Raw genomic sequence first — 22,159 nt, 5'->3', positions numbered from 1 at the left:
CTCCTCAGGGTGTGCCGATGGTTAGGTTGCACGAGGGCCCCTCGGATTTCTAATAATCCGAGGGGCCCTCGTGCATTTTGCTGACTTAAGCGAAGTCGGCGGTGGCAGGGTCAGCTGCGATGCGTCCTTCTGGACCACGATCCAAGGTGGCAATTGCTTCAAGATCTTCAGCGTCAAGCTTCACATTCAACGACTCGAAGTTCTCAACAATGCGTGAGTCGGTGACCGACTTCGGGATCACCACATTGCCCAAAGCTAGGTGCCATGCAATGACTACCTGTGCCACTGTGGCTTCGTGCTTCTTGGCGATTTCTGCCAGCAGTGGTTCCTTGAGTAGATCACCGCCCTGTCCCAAAGGGGACCATGATTCATGCAGAATGCCGTGCTCAGCTTCGTAGGCGCGAAGTTCAGCCTGTGGGAAGTAAGGGTGGGTCTCAACCTGGTTGATTACCGGACGTACGCCGGTTTCGGTGTAGAGCTCCTCAAGGGCTTCTACGGTGAAGTTGCAGACACCGATGGACTTGGCCTTGCCATCCTTCTGCAGCTGGATCAGCGCCTTCCAAGTGTCCACGTAGGTACCCTGCTTAGGCTGCAACCAGTGGATGAGGTACAGATCCACATAATCGAGGCCGAGACGCTCCAGGGATGCGTCGGCCGCTGCCAGCGTCTTGTCGAATCCCTGATCTGCGTTCCAGACCTTGGTGGTGATGAAAAGATCTTCGCGGGCAATACCGCTGGCGGCCACTGCACGGCCAACGCCGGCTTCGTTTCCATAGATCTTTGCGGTGTCGAGATGGCGGTAACCGGCCTTGAGCGCCTTACCGACCGCGATCTCAGCTTCATCATCGGCGACCTGCCAGACGCCGAAACCGAGCTGGTCGATAGTTTTTCCGTCGAGGAACTTACTTGCTGGAATTGATTGGGTCATGCAACCAACTTAGTTCACCAGTCCGCCCAAATTCTAGGCGTGAGCGCCGAGGTGATCGGCAAATCTCAATTATTCATTATCAGCGAACAAGGAAGCGGCTGCGCTGACATCTTCCTTAACTAATCGCGCCCGATGTTGCACCGCGTTAATATCAACTTGCCCGCCGGCTTCGGCTTGCATACGCATCATCGCAATCACTTGCGCGGTGGTAGCCAAGTCGTTAGCCGACTTGGTCAGGCTGCGGTGAACACCCGCGGTAGCTTGCGGAATTTGTTCGTCGTCGCTCGGGGTCACCCGCTGCGCGGCACAGCAGATCTGGCGAACCGTCGGCAACAACTCCGCCATTTCATTGGCTTCTTTGACCAGCTGGTTATAGACCTCGTCATCCGCGATTCCCTCAATCACTTGAAAGACCCGATCCAAGGAGCGTTGGAACCGATCGTGTGCACGACGCCAGACACCCTCGCCAAGATCGCGAGTGGCTGCGCGCTGAGCGCGAAGTCGTGAAAAGAACGCCATGACACTTCTCTACTACCGAGGAACAAAGAACAATGCTTATAGCCTACCGGGAGCGAAGCGGGCAAAAGCTTTCGACAACGACATAAAACGAAACCGGCCTCGAAACATCCGAAAATACGGATAGTTCGAGGCCGACTCTATCTGCACCTAGCAGCAACGTCCTTCAGGGTTTTTTTCTTGCCAGTCGGTGTAGTCTTTCCAGAACTCACGTTCATTCATCGGTTGCCGGTCAGGATGATTGCGCTGGTGATGTTCTAAGTAGTGCTGATATTTATCTGCACCTAGAACCCCATCAACAAACCTCTTAGCCTGCCCCAACCGCTCCAACAACGAAGCCATGACTAATGACCGCCACGCTGGATTTGTGATTCGGCTGGAACCTGCTTCCAGGCCTTTTCCAACTCCTTCTCAGCGGGAGTAGAAATCAACCCAGCCGGTGCGTACATCTTGGATGGTACGACCGGATCTTCGGTATTGTTGCCACCGCCATTTTTCTTGGCCTTGATCGTGGCCAAAACAGCAGTAACGATCACCACTGCAGTCAAGAGCAAGAACAGCACCGAGAGCCAGCCCTGGACTCCGGTATTGCGAACCACAGCTTCCATGGCTTCCACGCTTTTCGCGGATCCCAGGGAGGTCTCTCCGTTGGCAAGCGCTTCTTTATAGGCGTTGTGATTAGCGAAGTAACCGACCTTGGTATCGGTCGAGAAAATCTTCTGCCAGCTGGCAACAAAGGTGACCACCACGGTGAAGACCAGTGGAAGGGCGACAACCCAAAGGTATTTGAAATTGTTGCGCTTGGCGATAATCGTCATGACTACGGCCAACGCGATGGCTGCCAACAACTGATTAGCAATGCCGAACAGTGGGAAGAACGTGTTGATTCCGCCCAGCGGGTCGGTCACGCCCAAAATCAAAATGTAACCCCACCCAGCAACCATGACCAGGGTGCAGATCCACACCCCTGGACGCCATGAGGTGTCCTTGAACTTAGGGAAGAAGTTACCGATGGTGTCCTGCAGCATGAAGCGCGCTACACGAGTACCAGCATCCACAGCGGTGAGGATAAACAGTGCTTCGAACATGATGGCGAAGTGGTACCAGAAGCCCATCATCGCGGTGCCACCAAACCACTGGTGCATGATGTGAGCAATACCCACGGCCAAGGTTGGTGCACCACCGGTACGCGAGACCACGCTGGTCTCACCCACGTTCGTGGCCAATTCAGTCAAGGTGTCAGGCTGTAGGTTCACGCCAGCCAAGCCTAGGGAGTTCACAAACGCAACCGCGGTTTCCACGGTTCCACCGGTGGCCGCCGCGGAAGAGTTCATCGCGAAGTACACGCCACGGTCAATCGAGATTGCTGCAACCAACGCCATGATCGCCACCATGGACTCCATCAGCATGCCGCCATAACCCAAGAAGCGGGTCTGCTTTTCTTTCTCAACCAGCTTGGGTGTGGTACCCGAGGAGATCAAGGCATGGAATCCGGATAAAGCGCCACAAGCAATAGTGACAAACAAGAACGGGAAGATATGACCCGAAACAACTGGCCCGTCGGCACGTGAAGCGTACTCGGAGAACGCCGGAACCGTGATCTCAGGGCGAACAATGATGATGGCTACTGCCAAAAGCGCGATCACGCCGATCTTCATGAACGTGGACAGGTAGTCACGCGGTGCCAAGAGCAGCCAGACCGGAAGAACTGCGGCGATGATGCCGTAGATAATGATGGCCCAAGCAATGGTGGTGCGATCCAGATGGAAGAACTCGGCACCCCACGGTGATTCAGCAATCCAACGACCTGAGATGATCGCGAACATCAACAGCACAAAGCCGATAATGGAGATTTCCAGAACCTTGCCCGGACGGATGAATCGTAGGTAGATGCCCATGAACAAAGCGATCGGGATAGTCAGGCCCACGGAGTAAACGCCCCAGGCTGATTCGCCCAAAGCATTAACCACAACCAGCGCCAAGATCGCGGTAATGATGATCATGATGGTCAGGGTCGCGATCAGTGCCGCGGTACCACCGACCAAGCCAAGTTCTTCACGAGCCATTTGACCCAGCGAGCGTCCACCACGGCGCATCGAGAAGAACATCACCAGGTAGTCCTGCACCGCACCGGCCAGCACTACACCAACAATGATCCAAATGGTTCCCGGAAGGTATCCCATTTGGGCGGCCAAGATCGGCCCTACCAGTGGACCCGCCCCGGCGATGGCCGCAAAGTGGTGTCCGAAGAGTACCCGACGGTCGGTAGGCACGAAGTCGCGACCATTGTTCACGCTCTCCGCCGGAGTAGCACGGAAATCATCAGGCTTCGTAATCTTGCGCTCGATAAATTTCGAATAGAAACGATAAGCGATCAGGTACGTGGCGATCGCCGCGAAGACGAACCAAATCGCGTTGATGGTCTCCCCGCGCGAAAACGCGAGGACCGACCAGGCGACGCCACCAACTAGCGCGATGGCGATCCAGATCGTGATCCGCAAAGGTGTCCAACGCTTTTCTTCGCGCTGGGCAACTTCCGGGTCTACGCCTGCCGGGGGCAGAGTATTTTGGGCACTCAAGCGAGCATCCTCCTCAGACTTAGCAAGTGATGTGCGTGACCGCCCTTTAAAAGACCTGTCACACCTTTATGACTACTTTGTCACTTTACGCGTCGAAGGGGTGATCAGCTAAACCTTAACGACAATTTTTCCGGTGTGGGAGCCTGAGTCGAAATACTCATGCGCACTAGTCAACTCGGAGAATTCGAAGCTCTTGGAGAGATTAACAGACAGTTCGCCCGCGTCGATCAACGGCAGTACCCGTGCGACGGTCTGCTTAATGATCTCGGTCTTTTCGACCAATGGGCGCGATCGCAGCGTTGTCGCAATCACCCGGGCTCGCTTAGCCAGCATCATTCCCAAGTTCAGCTCGCCCTTGGCTCCGCCTTGTAACCCGATCACTACAACGCGACCGCCGACGGCGAGCGCCTTGATGTTGCTCTCTAGATATTTGGCACCAATTACGTCCAAGATCAGGTCCACTCCCCTGTCTTCGGTGAGCTCTTTCGCGCGCTGCACAAAATCTTCTTCACGGTAATTGATCCCTGCATCAGCACCCAGTTGAGCGCAGTATTCCAACTTTTCTGCTGAAGAAGCGGTCACGATGACTCGTGCTCCAGCTGCCTTGGCTAGCTGAATTGCCATGGAGCCGATGCCTCCGGCACCTCCGTGAATCAACACGGTTTGTCCTTCGACCAGCGAGCCCTCCATAAAGAGGTTGGATACGACTGTGGCTGAAACTTCGGGTAGCGCGGCCGCCTCGACGGTAGACAGCGACTGAGGGATGTTCATCAGCAATTGAACAGGTACGTTTACGTACTCCGCATACCCGCCGCCGGCAAGCAGCGCCGCAACCCTCGTTCCGATCCTCCACTCGGTCACATTCGCGCCGAGCGCGGCGATCGTTCCAGCGACCTCCAGCCCGGGAATATCACTAGCACCTTCGGGTGGTGGGTACACCCCCTTACGTTGTTGCACGTCGGCACGGTTCAGCCCGAAGGCTTCAACCTTGATCAACACCTCACCTGAGCTGACCTCTGGAATCGACCTTTGGGTGAGTTCGATAACTTCTGGTCCGCCGCCACCGTTGTAGATGTATGCCTTCATTGCTTCACTCACAGATCTCAATTCCTTTCATTGGGGGTTCATGCCGTATACTTTTTCGGGTTGGATGGTTGTCCGAGCGGCCGAAGGAGCTAGTCTTGAAAACTAGTGTGCGGTAACCCCGTACCAAGAGTTCGAATCTCTTACCATCCGCGTTATAAGTGAAGCGGGCTGATCTTCGGATCAGCCCGCTTCACTGTTTAAACTCGCTCTGTTGGCAGACCTTCACCTACGAGGAATCCTGCCAGACGTGCGACTTCGTTGGCCACATGGGTGGCATCTTTCAACGTTCGCGCCGCAGGGTTATTGATGTCCCCGGCCTGCGCGGCGATAGCGGTGCCCCATTGCGCGGAAGAAAGCTGTAGACCCAGCACAAAAATTCCTCGATGAGCTAACCCTTCGCTGTTAACTAGTCGGTAGGGCTCACCTATTACGTCAAACCCGGAGCCCGGCAAGGATTCACCTTCAGCATTACGCCAGGTGTGCACGCGCCCTACATGCTCAGCAAGCAGTTGCTTGATCAGCGGGGAGTTGTTTTGCAGGACTCGGTTGCTCGGCATCATTGCCTCACACAGTGTCCTCGCCGTGTGCACTTCGGCATCCACCCATGGCGACGAGGCAGTGAACTGCCCCGAGACTTCATCAAAACCGAATTCAGGTTCGGGTCCTACGAAAGTCACAATCCCGGCCCTAGAAAGCGCCAAGAGTTGTTCAATCCTCTGAAGCGGAGGCCCCGAGGCCAGTCCTTCAACCAGTGGCTCGAATTGCGCTTGAATCTCTTCGATCCTGGACTGTTCATCGATCACACCCATAACGATCAGCTCTTTGACCAGCATTCGCCCGGCATTCATCGTCATGATCGCGCAGGACAAAGGATCATCCAATCCCCCGTCGCTGTGCTGCGCGTTATCAACTAGGTAGTCCTGAACAGCCTTCTGGTACTCTTCATTCGACCCAAAGCCCACCTCTTCAAAAGGCTTCGCCAATTTGGGAACATCCAACCAATGAATCTCGGGGAACTGGGCAATAAACTTTCTCAATTCGCCCATCCATACCTGGCTACCTTCACGGTGCTCGGCCGACAAGATCCTTTCCACTTGGTCAACAAATTCCGCTGCTGAGAAGCCACCTGGCCCCCCGCTATTGTGGGCACATTGCCGGTAATAGGCAAAGAGCACATCGCGATGCAGGCTGGGCCAAATGTGTCGCGAAAATTCCAATGTTGCTAAGGGGTTATTGGCCCGCAACTCGGCCAGGTGCCCGATCAAATCGGATACGTCAAGGAAACGTAGTTCGATCTCATCTGGAATGAACTGATCAACGACTGGCTTGCCCCAATATGGAGTCCCACGTCGAGAAGCGACAATCAGTTCGGGCTCGCGTCCCGCCGCGACGTACTCCAACCGATGCCCAGGTTCAGCGGACACTTCTCGGAAAATCCCACCTCGACCAAGAGTTAACTCAGCCATGGTGTCAAAGAAATTAAGTCCCAATCCTCGGATGAGCGCCGGCTGTCCGGGGGCAAACTGCTCAAAGTCCAAATCTGATGGAACATTCGGTGGAAGGTAGAGCGCTCCGGCAGTTGTTGCTGCTTCTTGGAGTTGCTTCTGCCACGGGTTCAGGTCGGCACTTTGGTGCCCCAAAGCCAGGACGACCGCGTCAACAGCCAGACGCTGAACTTCGTTGCCGGAAGCGACAGGGCAGTATTCCAGCTGGTACCCACTTCCTTGTGGCCTGACCGCCAGAACTTCAGCGGCTAGGTACTCAACGCCAAAAGACTCGTGTGCCTCTAGGGCAGAACAGCTGCTATCAAAGACGTGTTCAAGGTACTCACCGTACATGGCACGTGAAGGGTAAGTACCCGGTCCGATACTCGTGATGGCGCGTGCATGGACTTCGGTGAGCCTTCGTCCATCGCCACGAGCCTGAACGAATTGTTCAAAGCTCAGACCCGGCTCATCGCTGACACGCTCAGGTGCCACTGTCGGAAAGGACGCTGGAGTATTCATCCAGAAGTTCTCGGACTGGTGTGGATTCCAGACATGCCCTGAGCCAGGGCGAAAAGGATCCATAACCACAATCTTGAGCAGTCCGTCTTTGGGCGTCAGCTTTGAGGCCAAGTCGGCGAACCTTTCGACCACACTGGTACCGCGAGGCCCCGCCCCGACGATGGCCAGGGTGTACTCGTTCTTGGGATTCTGAATCTTGGTGCTCACCTCTCTAGGTTATTACCTTTGGAGCTGCCCAAGTGCCCCAACGCATAGACTATGGCCATGACTGAGCAAGTTTCTACGGTAGATAGTGTCGATCCATACGCCTGGCTAGAAGGAACTCACGACGAGCAAGCCCTTGCGTGGGTGCATAAGCAGACGCTTCGAACTGAATCCGAACTCCACGACGATTCCTTCAACAAACAAGTCCAGCAGATCAAGACCGTACTTGATGCTCAAGACCGCATTCCCATGGTCAGCAAGCGCGGGGAACACTATTACAACTTTTGGCGCGATGCAGAACATCGCTTGGGCCTGTGGCGCCGTACCAGTTGGCAGTCGTATCTCACCGACGAACCGCAGTGGGAAATCTTGTTGGACCTTGACGCATTGGCGATCAGCGAAGGCAGCGAGTGGCATTTTGCTGGCTCTTCGTTACTACGCTCTCAAGGGTCCGGACCATATGAACGTGCTTTGCTTCGTTTGAGCCCCGACGGTGGCGATCAAGTGCGCCTGCGCGAATTCGACTTGATCAGCAAATCCTTCGTAAAGGACGGTTTTGACCTGCCCGTGGCCAAAACCAACGCGTCCTGGATCGACCGTGACACCTTGTTAGTAGGCAGTGCCAGTAGCGAGCAGTTTACGACCCGTTCCACTTATGCCAGCACTCTGCGTCAGGTTGAACGCGGTATGAAAATTGAAGATGCCCCAATCGTCTTCGAGGTTGAAAAAGACCACGTTGCCGCCTTCGGTTACTTCGATTCCACCCCCGGTTTCGAGCGCATCGTCACTACCGATGCCATCGACTTCTATCATTCACAGACCGGAGTCATCCTCGACGGCCATCACCATCTCATCCAAGTCCCTGACGATGTTCAGGTCAGTTTGCACCGCCAATGGGTCCTCTTTGCCCCACAAACCAACTGGGAGCACCACGGAGAAACCCTACGCGCAGGATCCTTGGCAATTGCACGTCTAGAAACCTTCCTCGCCGACGGCACCATCGACAAGGTGTTGTTTGTACCCGATGGCGACAGCGCCTTGGAAGGTATCAGCTTCACCGCCAACTACCTGCTACTCACGCTCCTACATCACGTTGCTTCTCAGGTTCGCGTCATTAGCTTGAACGAAAATTTCGCAGAGTCGGCCCTGCCCTTACAGGATAGGATGCTCAGCGTTTCGATCGGCGCCGTTGACGATGAAGATGAATCCTCTGGCGATGATTATTGGATGACGGTCAACGGATTTACCACACCGACCACTTTGCTTCGTGGCACTGTCGGCTCCACGGCGGAGCCCGTCAAGAAGTCCCCGGAACGCTTTGATGCCACTGGGTTAGAAGTGACGCAGCACTTTGCAATATCGGCGGATGGGACCAAGGTGCCCTATTTTCAGGTCGCCCCACAAGACCTGGTATTGGACTCAAAGAACCCTGTCCTCATGGATGGTTATGGCGGATTCCAACACAGCATGACCCCGGGCTATGCCGCCACGATGGGCGTTGGCTGGCTGTCGCGACACAACAGCGCTGGCCGCCGAGCGATCTACGTCATGACCAACATCCGCGGCGGCGGTGAATACGGACCTACCTGGCACCGCGCGGCACTGCGCGAGAATCGTCACCGGGCTTATGAAGATTTTGCTGCCATCGCACAAGATCTTGCAACTCGTGGGGTAACCAGTCGCGAACATCTGGCGGCCACTGGTCGGTCCAACGGTGGGCTATTGATGGGAAATATGATCTCCGGTTACCCGCAGCTATTCGGGGCCATATCTTGTGGTGTGCCTCTACTGGATATGAAGCGCTACACTCAACTCGCCGCGGGTCATTCGTGGATCGCCGAATACGGTGATCCCGAGGTTCCTGAAGACTGGAAGTTTTTACGTACATTCTCCCCAGTACATCGCCTTAGCGACCAGCCACATCCGATTGATGACTATCCTGCGACTTTGATTTGGACCACAACTTCTGATGATCGAGTTGGGCCGTCACAGGCACGCATCATGGCAGCCAAAATGATGGATCTTGGCATCTCAAATGTGCGGTATCACGAGCCTGAAGGCGGAGGCCACGCAGGGTCAACGGATAACGAGTCAACCGCAAAAATGCTCGCCACAAGTTACGAATTCCTGTGGCGAGAAGTGCATTAGCTCTCTCGTTTTGGAACACGCGCCTATCTTCGGGTAGGCTAGATTCTGCTGGAAACAGCGGATGGACACGTGCCAGAGCGGCCGAATGGACTTCACTGCTAATGAAGGGTCGGGCTAAAACTCGACCGGGGGTTCAAATCCCCCCGTGTCCGCCACAAAACCCCTACTCAGGTAGGGGTTTTTGTTTTCCCGGGCACCTTACGACGGTTCCTGACGGGGCTACAGGCCCGGCCTGAAGCCTATAGCTATCTAAAACAAGCATGGCGCCTCTCAGCTTATTGCTGAGAGGCGCCATGCTTGTATTACCGGCGGTAGTCGCCGCGTGCGTAGTTAGTCTTCGCGCTTCACGAAGGTCTGTAGCATGTTGTGCACAATGTCTTCGGGCAATGAGGTATGACGAACGATAATTTCGGACATACGGTCTAGATCCGTATCGGCAATCGCTTCAAACAATGCTTCGCGGTCTGCTTCAGGTAGTTCAGCGGCGTCAAAGTGCACTGGACCGTCCGGGCCCTGTCCTTCAAATTTGAAATCAGCAACATTACCGTTGGCACCGGCGCCAGACATCGGCGAGGTAGCGATCATGCGCTCCAAGTCCTCGACTGGCAGGCCAGTGTAACCATGCAGAATCTTGGCGGCTTCCTCAAAGTTCGAATCACGCAGCATGGAGAACAACTGATCATATTCATTGGGCGGAAGTTGCTCGCTGGAAAATTCTCGGCTTTCCCCATCAAGTTCAAATGCCATCTTGAAGTGAGTAGCGCTTGGCTCGTTCTCAGAGCCGAACTGTTCACTCCACTCACGGGGGACAACCCACGTGTCAGCGTCCGCGCCAAGGGTGGATTCCAGCTCTTTGCTGCTGGCAGCTTCTTGATCTTCGCGTTCTACCTGAGCCTCTAGTTTGTCGCTCAAGGCCTGGATCTCGGCCTCATCCGACGGTAGTTCCTTGGCAGGAGCAACTTGCGGGTACTTATCAAGGCTGCGAACAGCGATCACGCAGTTCTTCACCGATTCACCGGTGGCCGCGCGGTAATCCTGCACGGCTCCCATGACGTCACCCTTCGCAAGGTGGCGGTAGACAGAGTTACGGGCAGAATCATCTAGCTTCTCGTTAGCTGCTTGAGCTACTTCACGAGAAATTGCTTGTTCAACCTGCGCGGTATTTTTCTTGCGTAATGCCTGCAGACCGAAGTAGCCCAGGGCAATCACTGCGATGATGACGACGAGCCAAATGATAATGTCCATACCTCCAGACTACTTCTTTTAACTGTGCAATTACCCGGCTACGCCCAAAGTGAAAGGCAAGACACCCGGTGCACCTGCGATTCTTAATGCCCGTCCGGCCATCGCTACGGACCAGCGAGAGTCCACCAGATCATCAACCAAAAGAACAGGGCCTGGCGCACCAGAAATTAGTTGTTCCAACGCGGCGGGAAGTTCAAAGGCGTCAGCAACCGCAGCCACACGGAAAGCAGAGTTTCCACCAGAGCCGTTTTGGGGACCTGCACCCCGATATTCGAGCTGGCCAAGATACCGCAGACGACCTACTTCTGCCAGCGACTGAGCCAACGATGTGATCAGCCGTGGCCGCTTGTTCGAAGGCATGGCAACAACGCCGACGGGACGTTCTTCCCAGTTCCACTCAGCCAGCACCTTAATGCACGCATCAAGCATGGCCTTGTCTATTGGGTTATCTGTCGGATCAGCAAAGAGCTGTCGTAATCTATTGCCCCAGCCCAGATCCGTCAGCCTCGCCAGCGCGCGTCCGTTGGAGACCTGTTCATCAACCGGAATCTTTCCCTTCAGACTGTAGCCAAGACGGTCCAGTCCCGAGGGGTAGAGCTTGCGCGGTTCAATGGGGATCCCGACCCGTCCCAGAGCGGCTTGAGCACTGTCCTTTGAGTCTTCAGGAATATGGTCATCAAACCAAACACCAGCACAGTTATCACAGCGCCCGCACGGTACCGAACGCGGATCGTCTAAGGCTTCGGTCAAGAATTGCATGCGACAGCCACGAGTATTTTCGTACGTGACCATCAAAGTTTGTTCGTGCACACGGCTTTGTGCCACACGCTTGTATCGGTCGGCGTCGTAGCTCCACGGCATGTCGGTACGCATCCATCCGCCGGCGACGCGTTCCACTGCACCGTCCACGGCCAGCACCTTGAGTAAAAGTTCCAATGGCGAGCGACGCAGATTCACCGCACTTTCCAGTGCCGGTACGCTCATTGCTCCATCGGTTCCGGCCAGCGCGTCCAGAACTTGGGTTGCACGTACCTGGTCTGGCATGGAACTTGTGGCGAAGTACTCCCAGATTTCTGAATCATCAGGTCCAGGAAGCAACAAGACATCCGCGTTTACGCTGCCACGACCAGCACGGCCGACCTGCTGGTAGTAGGCCACCGGCGAGCTTGGCGCACCAACATGCAAGACGAATCCCAGATCTGGCTTGTCAAAGCCCATACCCAAGGCACTGGTAGCGATCAGGGCTTTAACCTCATTGTTTTTGAGCGCTTGTTCTAGCCGTTCACGCTCTTCAAGATCAGTGCGACCGGTATATGCGGCAACTTCATGGCCCGCATCACGCAATAGCCGTGCAATATCTTCTGCCGCCGAAACGGTCAGGGTATATATAATTCCTGATCCTGTGAAGTCATTAATGTGACTGAGCAGCCAGGCCAACTGCATCCGTGGAGATGGCAGTCTGAGTACCCCAAGACGCAGTGAATCACGAGCCAAAGTTCCGCGCAGGGTAAAGACTTGCTCGGTACCGCCGGCCAATTGCTCTGCCACATCTTGAACAACCCTGCTGTTGGCCGTTGCGGTGGTAGCAAGTACCGGAAGGCCTTTGGGCAGTCGAGCGATTAAATCCCGAATACGGCGATAATCAGGACGGAAATCATGGCCCCAGTCTGAGATGCAGTGTGCTTCGTCAATAACCAGTAGGCCCAGGCGTTGCATCAACATCGGCAGTTGTTGTTCGCGGAATGAAGGATTGTTCAGACGCTCCGGAGATACCAGCAGTACGTCCAGTTCATTGCGTTGCAGCTTTTCAAGAATTTCCCGCCATTCCAGGACGTTGGCGGAATTGATAGCTGCAGCCCTCACTCCTGCGCGCTCGGCGGCTGCTACTTGATCTCGCATCAGAGCCAGCAGCGGAGAAACAATCAAGGTCGGCCCATAGCCCTGTTCGCGCAAGAGCAGCGAAGCGATGAAGTACACCGCTGACTTTCCCCAACCGGTACGTTGGACAACCAAAGCACGACGACGTTGAGCCACCAAAGCTTCAATTGCTTCATACTGACCGTCGTGGAATTCTGCTTCCGGATTCTGTACTAGCGCCCGCAGTTTCTGCAAGGCCAGAGTTTTCAGATCCACTTTCATTGAGCCATCCATAACTTCAGTATTTCAGCTTCCTCCCCTGATTTAGCTTCGAGGCATGGCCAATTGTGTATGAAGAACGTTGTGTAAGGCACCGCAAACCCGATTTAGCTGAAGTGTTAGGCATTTCCCATCCACAATCAGGCAATTCTCGATGATTTGAATCAGTCAAACCGGTAGGCTGAAAGGCGTGAGTGAAGAAATTGATCTTAATCAGAGTTTTAAGGCCTACGACGTTCGCGGCGTAGTGGGCGAAAGCCTGAACGCCGAAGCGATCGAAGCTATCGGCGCGGCCTTTGTTGATGTCTTATCCCTGTCTGGCAAAGACGTATTGGTTGGTGGCGATATGCGTCCATCCTCCGAGGAATTTGCCCAGGCATTTGCCCGCGGCGCCACCTACCGTGGCGCAAACGTCATCATGCTCGGATTAATCTCCACCGACGAGCTCTACTTTGCTTCGGGCAAACTTGATGCTGCCGGCGTCGTATTTACCGCCAGCCACAACCCGGCCAAGTACAACGGCATCAAGATGTCCACTGCCGGTGCGCGTCCAATTTCCTCGGCTACCGGCCTCTTTGACATCCGAGATCTGGCTCAGCAATACCTGAACGAAGGTCTGCCGGTTTCTGGAGATACCCCGCAGGGCAGCATCTCAGAACGCGACGTACTCGCTGACTATGCAGCCTACCTGCGCGAACTGGTTGACATCTCATCCATTCGCCCGCTGAAAATCGTGGTTGATGCAGGCAACGGCATGGGTGGCATGACCACGCCAGCAGTGCTGGGCGACACCGTGCTGTCGGCGTTGCCGTTGGAAATTGTGCCGCTCTACTTTGAACTCGATGGCACCTTCCCCAATCACCCAGCCAACCCGCTGGAACCAGAAAACCTCAAGGACCTACAGGCATCTGTGCTCGCACACGGCGCAGATATGGGTCTGGCCTTCGACGGTGACGCGGACCGCTGTTTTGTCATCGACGAACGGGGCTTACCGCTCTCCCCTTCAGCTATCACCGCTTTGGTAGCCGTGCGAGAAATTGCGCGTGTGCAGGCCACGGGGGAAGAGAACCCAGTGATCATCCACAACTTGATTACTTCCAAGGCTGTTCCTGAATTTGTCACCAAATCCGGCGGCACCCCAGTGATGACCCGCGTGGGTCACTCCTTCATCAAGGCAGAAATGGCTAACAAGGGCGCCGTCTTTGGTGGGGAGCACTCAGCGCACTACTACTTCCGTGATTTCTACAATGCCGACACCGGTATGCTGGCAGCCATGCACGTTCTAGCGGCCTTGGGCGAGCAGGAGCTTGCTCTCTCCGAACTAGGCGCCGAGTACGAGCCGTATGTTGCCACCGGTGAGATTAACTCCGAGGTGGCAGACAAGGCAGGAGCTACCGCTCGGGTTCTGGCTCACTTTGACGGGGAACCTGTAGATGTGATGACTATGGATGGCACCACTATTTCGGCCAAGGATGGCAGTTGGTGGATTAACCTTCGCCCATCGAACACCGAGCCCTTCCTTCGTTTTAACGGTGAAGGCCGCACCGCAGAAATCATTGAGCCCCTGCGCGATACCGTCCTGGCTATCGTGCGATCAGAAAACCTCACCAACTAGCAAGGGGAAGTCATGAATCTTGAATCATTAGATGAGGGCGTCAAAGACGCGCTAAATAAGGTCTTGGGCACCGCGCTAGGCGTGGCTCGCGAGCAACTCGAAGAGCAGGGAGTGTTCCTTCCCTTTGCGATCGCCCTGGAACCAAAGGACGACGACAGCGAACCAGAGTTGCGCCTGATCGCTGTGCCACCAACGGATGATCCTGAAGATCCAGATGCTGACATCGATACCGAAGCCATGGCCGCGGAGTTGGTTCAGGTCCTAAACCAGCAGGGCACCCACTTTGATGCCATTGCCATCGCTTCCGATGTTCTGCTTCAGGAAAACGATCGCGACGCAATCCATGTGGTCGCCGAGCACCGCGTAGGCGCTGCCTTGGCTATCGTGCAGCCATACACCATGCCTGCGGAACCAGGTGGCGAATGGGTCTTCGACGAGCCAGCAGCAGAATCTGCAGAGGCCATCTGGGCCAACGCGCTCTAGAACCTGCTTGGTCATTTTGGGGTCAGCATAGTCACTATGCTGACCCCAAAATGTTTTCCCCGCGTAAAGTACTAAGCATGAAACTCAGTGCCTTCACCGACGTATGTCTGCGAACCATCATGGTTCTGGCAACACCAGGCACCGGGCAGCTGACCAGCCGAGAGATCGCCGATTCCGTTGGAATCCCCTATAACCATGTCGCAAAGGCCGTACTAGAATTGCGCACGCTGGGAATTTTGCAGGTCACTCGCGGTCGCAACGGTGGCGCGACCTTGGCCGACAATGCGTTACATACCTCGCTCGGCGGGCTGTTGCGCAAACTGGACAAGCGCACCGATATTGTGGACTGCTCCGAACATGACGCACAAACAGCATGCCCACTGTCGGGCAACTGCCGTTTGCGAACCGTCTTCCGCCAAGCCCGTGAAGCTTTCTACGCTTCATTGGATCCTTTAACCATCCAAGACATCTGCCCCGAATCATCCGCGTCGCCAATCAAGGGACTTCCATTCCCGACCGTGCGCGATTTTTCCTAGCTCCCCTCACCGCTGAAGTGATTTCGCTTGCTCTTCGCGGGTGAGACTCAGGTGAATTTGCAATCCTGTTCTACGAGGCGTAGAAATGAATCATAAATCTTGCATTTCATATGCGAGTTATTTCTACTCCCTAGGAGACCCGATGCTGTCCCCCAAATCCCTGCCTGTCATTGAAGCCACTTTGCCGATCATCGCAGAGCGCATCTCAAGCATTACCCCCAATTTCTATAATCGCCTGTTCGCAGCCCACCCGGAACTACTCGACGGAATCTTCTCTCGCTCAAATCAGAAGAACGGAACACAGCAGCAAGCCCTAGCCGGGTCAATCGCAGTTTTTGCCACTTACCTGGTCAAGCAACCTGGCGTGGCTCCCGAAACAATGCTCGCCCGAGTAGCCCACAAGCACACGTCTCTTGGCGTCGCCGAGGAACAGTACCCCATCGTTTACAAGCACCTGTTTGCTGCAATTGCCGAAGACCTGGGTGACGCACTAACCCCGGAGATCGCTGATGCTTGGACTGAGGTCTACTGGCTAATGGCCCACGCGCTAATCAAGATCGAGAAAGGTCTATACGCCCAACAGGCTAATGCCGAAATCTACACACCCTGGAAGCTCATCGAACGCACTGAAACCGGCGTCGATTCGGTAATTCTCAGTTTTGAACCAGCCGATAGCACCCCGGTCACGGTAGCCAAACCGGGCCAGTTCATTTCGGTCCGCATGCCGATGACTGACGGACTGCGCCAGGTTCGCCAGTACACTCTGAGCAACGATGTCGAGCATGCTCGCCGTCGCACCATCACCGTGAAGTTGGATGCCAGCGGCGAATTCTCTCCGGTAATCTACAACGGTCTGGAGATCGGCGGAATAGTTGAACTTTCGAATCCGTATGGCGATCTGGTCATCGACGACGATGGTTCGCCTCTGGTGATCGCCACGGCGGGTATTGGCTGCACTCCTAGCGCCGCCGCATTGCAGACCTTGGCCGCGCATGGCTCGACTCGCAAGATCACCGTGTTGCACGCAGACCAGGAAATCAACACATGGCCACTGCGCGAACAGATGCTTGAATCCATCGGCAAGCTGCCAGAAGCCACCATCAGCACCTGGTTCGAACGCGGCGAATTGCCCGACGGGCTGAACGCCCGATCCGGCTACATGAACCTCACCGAGGCGCTGAGCGCGAATTCTCAGGTATATCTTTGCGGCCCCTTGCCATTCATGAACGCCGTACGCAATCAGGCACTAGAAGCCGGGGTCCCAGCCGAACACATCCACTATGAAGTCTTCGGTCCCGATGTTTGGCTCGCTGCCTGACATCAGGGGGTAAGGCGAGGCTGCAGGTGGATTCATAAAGAATGCGCCTGCAGCACTTTTTGCCACTATTTATTAGGGGATGGCAGAACGTCCCCGTAATCGCCCTACTGGGGACTACTTCTTCTTAAAATCGAATTTCGCAGTGAACTTACCAGGTTTCTGTGGTGGCGCTTTTTCAGCATCGCTCACCGATTCACCGGCAACTTGGCTCTGATCTTTCGGAGCTTCAGCTTCCCGATCCACTGAGGTGGGTTTGACCCCGCGTGCTGGTTTCACAGCCTGTGGGTCAGTAAGGATCTGGTGCAGCCCACCATCGGTGATCCAACGGCGAAGCACCGCGTTAAAGAGTAACGGATTCTCAATATTCCACTGATGATGCATTCCCGGCACGACTCTGGTGATCGTTTGCGGAAGATTTTCCCTAAGCGAGGCAAACGACTTCTGCACCAGCTTCGGCTCCTTGGAACCCACAAGTGCCAAAACTGGCCCCTGGTAGGCAGATAGGTTTTTGGGCAACCCGCCGGGGTCCAAATCGTTCATGATGGCCCGCATATTTTCTGCCTTGAGTTTGACCCCGTGTTCAGCGAACAATTCACGTTCGTCATCAACCATGCCATAGGCACCCGCCTGAAAACGCCAGTACCATTCACTGCCGATCAGTTTGAGCTGCATGCGATGGAAAGTACGTGCAGTCGTACTGGCACCGGTCACCGGGGTACCGGTGATGAACACCGAATCTACGAGCTCTGGATGCCGGGCTGCTACATGCAACGCGATAACCCCGCCAAGGGAAATCCCTACAAGGTGCACCCCACCCTCGGATACTTCGTCTGCGATCAAGGCAGCGACATCATCCGCTGCAGATTCCAAGCCGTCCCAGGTCTCCTCGGAACGGGCACCAAAGGCAGGCAGATGCAAGGTGAGGATATTAAAGTCGCCGAAAGCCAAGACTTGCGGGTCCCAGCTCCAGTTACCCACGTTGCCTCCGTGCAGGAAAACGATGGTTCGCGGTTGGCGCTGGTCCGCACCGTTGCGCCCTGGGTGCACTTCAGGGTAGTCGGTAGCATCGCGTACCGAATTCTGAGTGGGCTTCGCTGCAGAGTCTTTGGCAGAGGTCATGGCAAGTACTCCAATACCGCATCGAGCCATTCCAGCTGTGCGGCTTGTTGTCGGATTGCATTATCGAGGGTTGCGGCCATCAAGAAGCTTCGCCGGTCAGCGGCGGCACGCATGTCGATTCCCTCGCGCTGGGAAAGGTAGTCATCAAGAATGAATTGGGTCGCCTCACGACGTTTCACCAGCAGCTGTTCGATGTCTTCGCGCTCCAACTCTGCCGCGAAGAAAACCTGACCCATAAATGGATCACGTTCTGGCGATTCGACAGGGCCTGCCGAGAGCCACTGAGTGAGTACTTCACGTCCGGCTTCGGTGATGTGGTGTTCTTGACGGTCCGGGTAATTGCTTTGAGGCACGGTGCGCACCGTGGCATACCCCTTATCCACTAACTGTGCCAAGGTGCGATAAATCTGCGCCTTATCTGCGTTCCAGAAGTGGTTAATAGAGGAGTCAAAGTGCTTTTTGAGCTCGTAGCCAGTCATCGGCGACAAGCACAACAGCCCAAGAATCAAACGTGCCAAAACCATAGAGTTATCTTTTCACAGTTAGTTGATTTTGCACCCAATTTTGCACGGTGTTCGAAAACTGTGCCCGGATTGTGACAATTGCTCGACCCGCCCGCCTACCCGTAAAACTACGAGGCTCCTTGCCGCTGGATATTCCAGCGGCAAGGAGCCTCGTAGGTCTCGTTCTAGCTCAACGCTTAGGCGCTCAGACGCTCTTTCAGACCGTCAAGCTCTGCTCGCAGTGAAGCTGGAAGTGCATCGCCGAAGTTGGCGTACCACTCTTCGATACCTTCAACCTCGGTAGCCCACTCTTCCTTGTCGACTGCCACGGCTTCTTCAACTTGCGCGGCAGTGAAGCCTTCCAAGCCGGTCAGGTCCAACGATTCACCAGTCGGAACGTTACCGATGATGGTTTCCTTGGCGTCAGCGGTGCCTTCGATACGTTCGATGGCCCACTTCAGTACACGCGAATTATCGCCGAAGCCTGGCCATGCGAAGCCGCCCTCGGAGTTGCGACGGAACCAATTCACCAGGAAGATCTTTGGCATCTGCTCTGGATTGAGCTTGTCCGAGATGTTGTCCCAATGCTTCAGGTAGTCCCCTGCGTTGTAACCGATGAATGGCAACATCGCCATTGGGTCACGACGAATCACACCCGTTGCACCTGCGGCGGCTGCGGTAGTTTCCGAGGAGAGAGTCGAGCCCATGAAGATACCGTTGGTCCAGCTGCGCGCTTCGGTCACCAATGGGATGGTGGTCTTGCGTCGACCACCAAACAGGATGGCGTCAATCTTCACACCGTTAGGCGAGTAGTAATCTTCGGAAAGCATGTCGACCTGAGAGATCGGCGTGCAGAAACGCGAGTTAGGATGCGCCGCTGGACGTCCGGACTCCGGAGTCCAGTCGTTGCCCAACCAGTCGGTCAGGTGTGCCGGAGTTTCCTCGGTCATCCCTTCCCACCACACGCCACCTTCGTCGGTCAGCGCAACGTTGGTAAAGATGTTGTTGCCCTTGGCGATGGCACGCATGGCGTTAGGGTTTGTGGACCAACCGGTACCTGGCGCAACGCCGAACAGACCGTATTCAGGGTTAACTCCGCGTAGCTCCCCTTCCTTGCCAATGCGCATCCAGTTGATGTCATCGCCCAGGGTTTCTGCCTTCCAACCGTCAATGGTTGGATCAAGCAACGCTAGGTTGGTCTTACCGCAGGCCGATGGGAAGGCGGCGGCAATGTGGTACGCCTTGTTCTGTGGGCTGGTCAGCTTCAGAATCAACATGTGTTCTGCAAGCCAGCCTTCATCACGCGCCATGGCCGAGGCGATACGAAGCGAGTAGCACTTCTTACCTAGCAGTGCGTTGCCACCGTAGCCCGAACCGTAGGACATGATGGAACGTTCCTCCGGGAAGTGAACGATCCACTTGTTCTCGTTGCATGGCCATGCAACATCTTCCTGGCCTGGCTGAAGTGGCGCACCAACCGAGTGCAACGCAGGAACGAAGAACGCATTTTCTGCTTCCATCTTGCGCAGTACTTCAGTACCGATCTTCGCCATGATGCGCATGGAAGTCACGACGTAAGCAGAGTCGGTAATTTCAACGCCGTAGGCAGGATTTTCTGCGTCAAGCGGACCCATGACGAAAGGAATGACGTACATGGTGCGTCCACGCATCGAGCCATCAAACAGGCCGTTGAGCATGGACTTCATCTTTTCTGGGTCTTCCCAGTTGTTGGTGAAGCCAGCGTCTTCCTTCTTTCTGGAGCAAATGAAGGTACGCTCTTCGACTCGCGCTACGTCTTTTGGATCTGAGAAGCCAGCGTACGAGTTAGGGAAGTTTGGATCGGTCAGCTTGACCAGAGTTCCTGCTTCAACAAGTTCCGCGCTCAGTCGTTCTGCTTCTTGAGCTGAACCGTCTACCCAATAAACACGATCCGGCTTCGTCAGGGCGGCCACTTCTTCGACCCAGCTTGCCAACTCCTTGTGCGAAGTCGCTGCGTCGATTACGGTCTGATCCGAGCTCGTGCTCATTATTTGTTCCCTCCATTGGGCTCAACTAGCAATAAATCAAGGCTAGGGTGAACGCTCTGGAGTAAGCGTGTGATCGAGACCTCACGAGCGCGGGCTAATCAAACGTCAAAGTTGATAAACCCCGGATTTTCAGGGAATAACACTTCACCAATTACTGAAATATGTGATGAAGGTCACGTAGACCGGTACCCTTTTGATCGCTTCATATAACCGTATGTTCACCTAAGCGCGGTAGCTTTGCCCGCCGATTTGTACATGCCCAAAACGACCTGTATAGTAATTCGAGGTTCGTGAGAACGAATCAACAATAGAATATGCGCCCATAGCTCAGCTGGATAGAGCGTCTGTCTACGGAACAGAAGGTCAGGGGTTCGAATCCCTTTGGGCGCACAAATTGAAAATTCCCACTCAATCGAGTGGGAATTTTTTTCGTTTCCCAGGAGAAACTACTAAGGAGAAGCCAATGAGCGCACTGTTCATAGATTCATGCACGACCTTACGCCTCCTTCAGGTCAGTGATGCCGAACAGCTCGCCGAGGGCTACGCGCGCAATCGCGAACACTTGCGCCCATGGGAACCCGAGCGTGATGAAGCTTTTTTCACAAAGGCCTGGCAAGCGGAAAATATTTCACAAGTGCTCGCAGCCCACGAGCACTCACTGGCATACCCTTACGGACTGTTCCGGGATGAACAACTAATTGGTCGCTTCAACATCGTTTCCGTTGTTCGCGGGTCCTTTCAAAGTGCCAGCCTAGGTTACTGGGTTGACCATCAGTTCACCGGGCAGGCATTAGCCTCGCGCTCCATCGCAGCACTGCGCACGGAAGCGGCTACGAACATCGGACTGCACCGCTTGGAGGCAAGTACCCTTGTGCACAATCACGCCTCGCAAAAAGTATTGCTCAAGAACGGATTTAGTCAGATTGGAATGGCGCCAAACTACCTCAAAATTGCGGGCCGGTGGCAAGATCACAATCTCTACCAAACAATCCTTCACGGCTAACCTCCACCCCGAACTGCGCTCGATAACAGCAGGTCGACCAGACATCTTGTGAATCACGGCACTTTTGCACTGTTTGGTTTTTTCTCTGCTCAATTCTCGTGTAGAGTTATTCAAGTCGTCACGACGACAACAATAAAATATGCGCCCATAGCTCAGCTGGATAGAGCGTCTGTCTACGGAACAGAAGGTCAGGGGTTCGAATCCCTTTGGGCGCACAAATTGAAAATTCCCACTCAATCGAGTGGGAATTTTTTTGTTTCTTTCCAACTTCTGCCACGGGCTCTGCGAGACCAGATTTTCTGAGACTAATGCGAATCTCTAAGCACCAGTTCAGTGTCCATGATGCTCCACTGTGGAACTTGCTGGCCCTGAATCCGTTTGATCAGCAACTCTGCCATGGCCTCCCCCTGCTGTTGGGGGTACTGAGCAATGGTAGTTAACGGTGGGTTAGAACTACGCGCAAATGAATCGTCATCCACCGAAGTCACCGAGATATCTTTCGGCACGTTAATGCCCGCTTCTTTCAGAGCTTGCAAGGCTCCGAAACCCATCTGCGCACTGGCCGTAAACAATCCATCAATCGCCACCTGACGCTTGAGTAGCTGATCCGTGATGTGGTGACCGCTGGCCGGAGTATAGTCGCCAATTTCGATTGCCACTGGTTCCAACCCAGCCGCTTGGGCGGCCTGTTTGAATCCCACGAAGCG

At 54.9% G+C, this 22,159-nt stretch carries 18 protein-coding genes and 4 tRNA genes; 10 read left to right on the top strand and 12 right to left on the bottom strand.

The window, feature by feature from the left end:
- Positions 1–85: 85 nt before the first annotated feature.
- The 5 genes from FJV47_RS00110 to FJV47_RS00090 all read right to left on the bottom strand — a co-directional run bounded on the left by FJV47_RS00110 (position 86) and on the right by FJV47_RS00090 (position 5,109).
- Positions 86–928, bottom strand: a complete 843-nt coding sequence (locus tag FJV47_RS00110; protein ID WP_159609118.1) for an aldo/keto reductase — start codon at positions 926–928, stop codon at positions 86–88.
- Positions 929–997: 69 nt separating this feature from the next.
- Positions 998–1,447 (bottom strand): hypothetical protein, encoded by a 450-nt coding sequence (locus FJV47_RS00105; RefSeq protein WP_159609117.1) that lies wholly within the window; start codon positions 1,445–1,447, stop codon positions 998–1,000.
- Between the two features lie 147 nt (positions 1,448–1,594).
- Positions 1,595–1,786, bottom strand: a complete 192-nt coding sequence (locus tag FJV47_RS00100; protein WP_159609116.1) for a YbdD/YjiX family protein — start codon at positions 1,784–1,786, stop codon at positions 1,595–1,597.
- Positions 1,787–1,788: 2 nt separating this feature from the next.
- Positions 1,789–4,023, bottom strand: a complete 2,235-nt coding sequence (locus FJV47_RS00095; RefSeq protein ID WP_159609115.1) for a carbon starvation CstA family protein — start codon at positions 4,021–4,023, stop codon at positions 1,789–1,791.
- A 108-nt stretch (positions 4,024–4,131) separates the two neighbouring features.
- Positions 4,132–5,109: an NAD(P)H-quinone oxidoreductase gene (locus FJV47_RS00090; RefSeq protein ID WP_159609131.1), complete on the bottom strand. Its 978-nt coding sequence runs from the start codon at positions 5,107–5,109 to the stop codon at positions 4,132–4,134.
- 62 nt (positions 5,110–5,171) lie between these two features.
- Here FJV47_RS00090 and FJV47_RS00085 point away from each other — a divergent pair.
- A tRNA-Ser gene (locus FJV47_RS00085) sits at positions 5,172–5,259 on the top strand.
- Positions 5,260–5,306: 47 nt separating this feature from the next.
- Here FJV47_RS00085 and FJV47_RS00080 read toward each other — a convergent pair.
- Complete coding sequence (locus tag FJV47_RS00080) at positions 5,307–7,322, bottom strand: FAD/NAD(P)-binding domain-containing protein (RefSeq protein ID WP_159609114.1); 2,016 nt, start codon at positions 7,320–7,322, stop codon at positions 5,307–5,309.
- 57 nt (positions 7,323–7,379) lie between these two features.
- Between FJV47_RS00080 and FJV47_RS00075 the strand changes: the two genes are divergently transcribed.
- Together FJV47_RS00075 and FJV47_RS00070 are read left to right on the top strand one after the other, a co-directional pair.
- A complete protein-coding gene (locus tag FJV47_RS00075; RefSeq protein WP_159609113.1) occupies positions 7,380–9,467 on the top strand; it encodes a prolyl oligopeptidase family protein in 2,088 nt (695 codons plus the stop codon).
- 63 nt (positions 9,468–9,530) lie between these two features.
- Positions 9,531–9,622, top strand: a tRNA-Ser gene (locus FJV47_RS00070).
- Positions 9,623–9,797: 175 nt separating this feature from the next.
- Here the strand turns inward: FJV47_RS00070 and FJV47_RS00065 are convergent.
- Together FJV47_RS00065 and FJV47_RS00060 are read right to left on the bottom strand one after the other, a co-directional pair.
- On the bottom strand, positions 9,798–10,712 hold the full coding sequence (locus FJV47_RS00065) for a hypothetical protein (protein WP_159609112.1): 915 nt from the start codon (positions 10,710–10,712) through the stop codon (positions 9,798–9,800).
- Between the two features lie 30 nt (positions 10,713–10,742).
- Positions 10,743–12,863 carry a RecQ family ATP-dependent DNA helicase gene (locus tag FJV47_RS00060; RefSeq protein WP_159609111.1) on the bottom strand — a complete coding sequence of 707 codons (2,121 nt, stop codon included), beginning with the start codon at positions 12,861–12,863 and terminating at the stop codon, positions 10,743–10,745.
- A gap of 175 nt (positions 12,864–13,038) precedes the next feature.
- Here FJV47_RS00060 and FJV47_RS00055 point away from each other — a divergent pair, with 175 nt between their 5' ends.
- The 4 genes from FJV47_RS00055 (at position 13,039) to FJV47_RS00040 (ending at position 16,800) form a co-directional block, all read left to right on the top strand.
- Entirely contained in the window at positions 13,039–14,463 is a 1,425-nt protein-coding gene (locus FJV47_RS00055) for a phosphomannomutase/phosphoglucomutase (protein ID WP_159609110.1), read from the top strand.
- Between the two features lie 12 nt (positions 14,464–14,475).
- Positions 14,476–14,946 (top strand): hypothetical protein, encoded by a 471-nt coding sequence (locus FJV47_RS00050; protein WP_159609109.1) that lies wholly within the window; start codon positions 14,476–14,478, stop codon positions 14,944–14,946.
- A 77-nt stretch (positions 14,947–15,023) separates the two neighbouring features.
- Positions 15,024–15,482, top strand: coding sequence for an Rrf2 family transcriptional regulator (locus FJV47_RS00045; RefSeq protein WP_159609108.1), 459 nt, complete (start codon positions 15,024–15,026; stop codon positions 15,480–15,482).
- A 142-nt stretch (positions 15,483–15,624) separates the two neighbouring features.
- The gene (locus FJV47_RS00040; protein ID WP_159609107.1) at positions 15,625–16,800 is read left to right on the top strand and encodes a globin domain-containing protein; all 1,176 of its coding nucleotides are present in this window, start codon (positions 15,625–15,627) and stop codon (positions 16,798–16,800) included.
- A gap of 114 nt (positions 16,801–16,914) precedes the next feature.
- On the opposite strand, the gene FJV47_RS00035 is transcribed toward FJV47_RS00040, so the two are convergent.
- From FJV47_RS00035 to FJV47_RS00025, 3 genes are all read right to left on the bottom strand, one after another.
- Positions 16,915–17,919 carry an alpha/beta fold hydrolase gene (locus FJV47_RS00035; protein WP_159609106.1) on the bottom strand — a complete coding sequence of 335 codons (1,005 nt, stop codon included), beginning with the start codon at positions 17,917–17,919 and terminating at the stop codon, positions 16,915–16,917.
- A complete protein-coding gene (locus FJV47_RS00030; RefSeq protein WP_159609105.1) occupies positions 17,916–18,443 on the bottom strand; it encodes a PadR family transcriptional regulator in 528 nt (175 codons plus the stop codon). The genes FJV47_RS00035 and FJV47_RS00030 overlap by 4 nt, the downstream gene beginning before the upstream one ends.
- Positions 18,444–18,619: 176 nt before the next feature.
- Entirely contained in the window at positions 18,620–20,449 is a 1,830-nt protein-coding gene (locus tag FJV47_RS00025; protein ID WP_159609104.1) for a phosphoenolpyruvate carboxykinase (GTP), read from the bottom strand.
- A gap of 316 nt (positions 20,450–20,765) precedes the next feature.
- Here FJV47_RS00025 and FJV47_RS00020 point away from each other — a divergent pair.
- The 3 genes from FJV47_RS00020 to FJV47_RS00010 all read left to right on the top strand — a co-directional run bounded on the left by FJV47_RS00020 (position 20,766) and on the right by FJV47_RS00010 (position 21,667).
- Positions 20,766–20,839, top strand: a tRNA-Arg gene (locus FJV47_RS00020).
- 73 nt (positions 20,840–20,912) lie between these two features.
- Positions 20,913–21,452, top strand: a complete 540-nt coding sequence (locus FJV47_RS00015) for a GNAT family N-acetyltransferase (RefSeq protein ID WP_159609103.1) — start codon at positions 20,913–20,915, stop codon at positions 21,450–21,452.
- A 141-nt stretch (positions 21,453–21,593) separates the two neighbouring features.
- Positions 21,594–21,667: transfer RNA gene (locus FJV47_RS00010), tRNA-Arg, on the top strand.
- Between the two features lie 90 nt (positions 21,668–21,757).
- Here FJV47_RS00010 and FJV47_RS00005 read toward each other — a convergent pair.
- A partial coding sequence (locus FJV47_RS00005; RefSeq protein WP_159609102.1) for a LacI family DNA-binding transcriptional regulator occupies positions 21,758–22,159 on the bottom strand: 402 nt, incomplete at its 5' end.

The organism is Glutamicibacter sp. JC586, from assembly GCF_009805585.1.
In the GTDB taxonomy this organism is placed as follows: domain Bacteria; phylum Actinomycetota; class Actinomycetes; order Actinomycetales; family Micrococcaceae; genus Glutamicibacter.
Note: the sequence above shows the minus strand (reverse complement) of the source record. Positions and strands in the feature narration are given on the sequence as shown.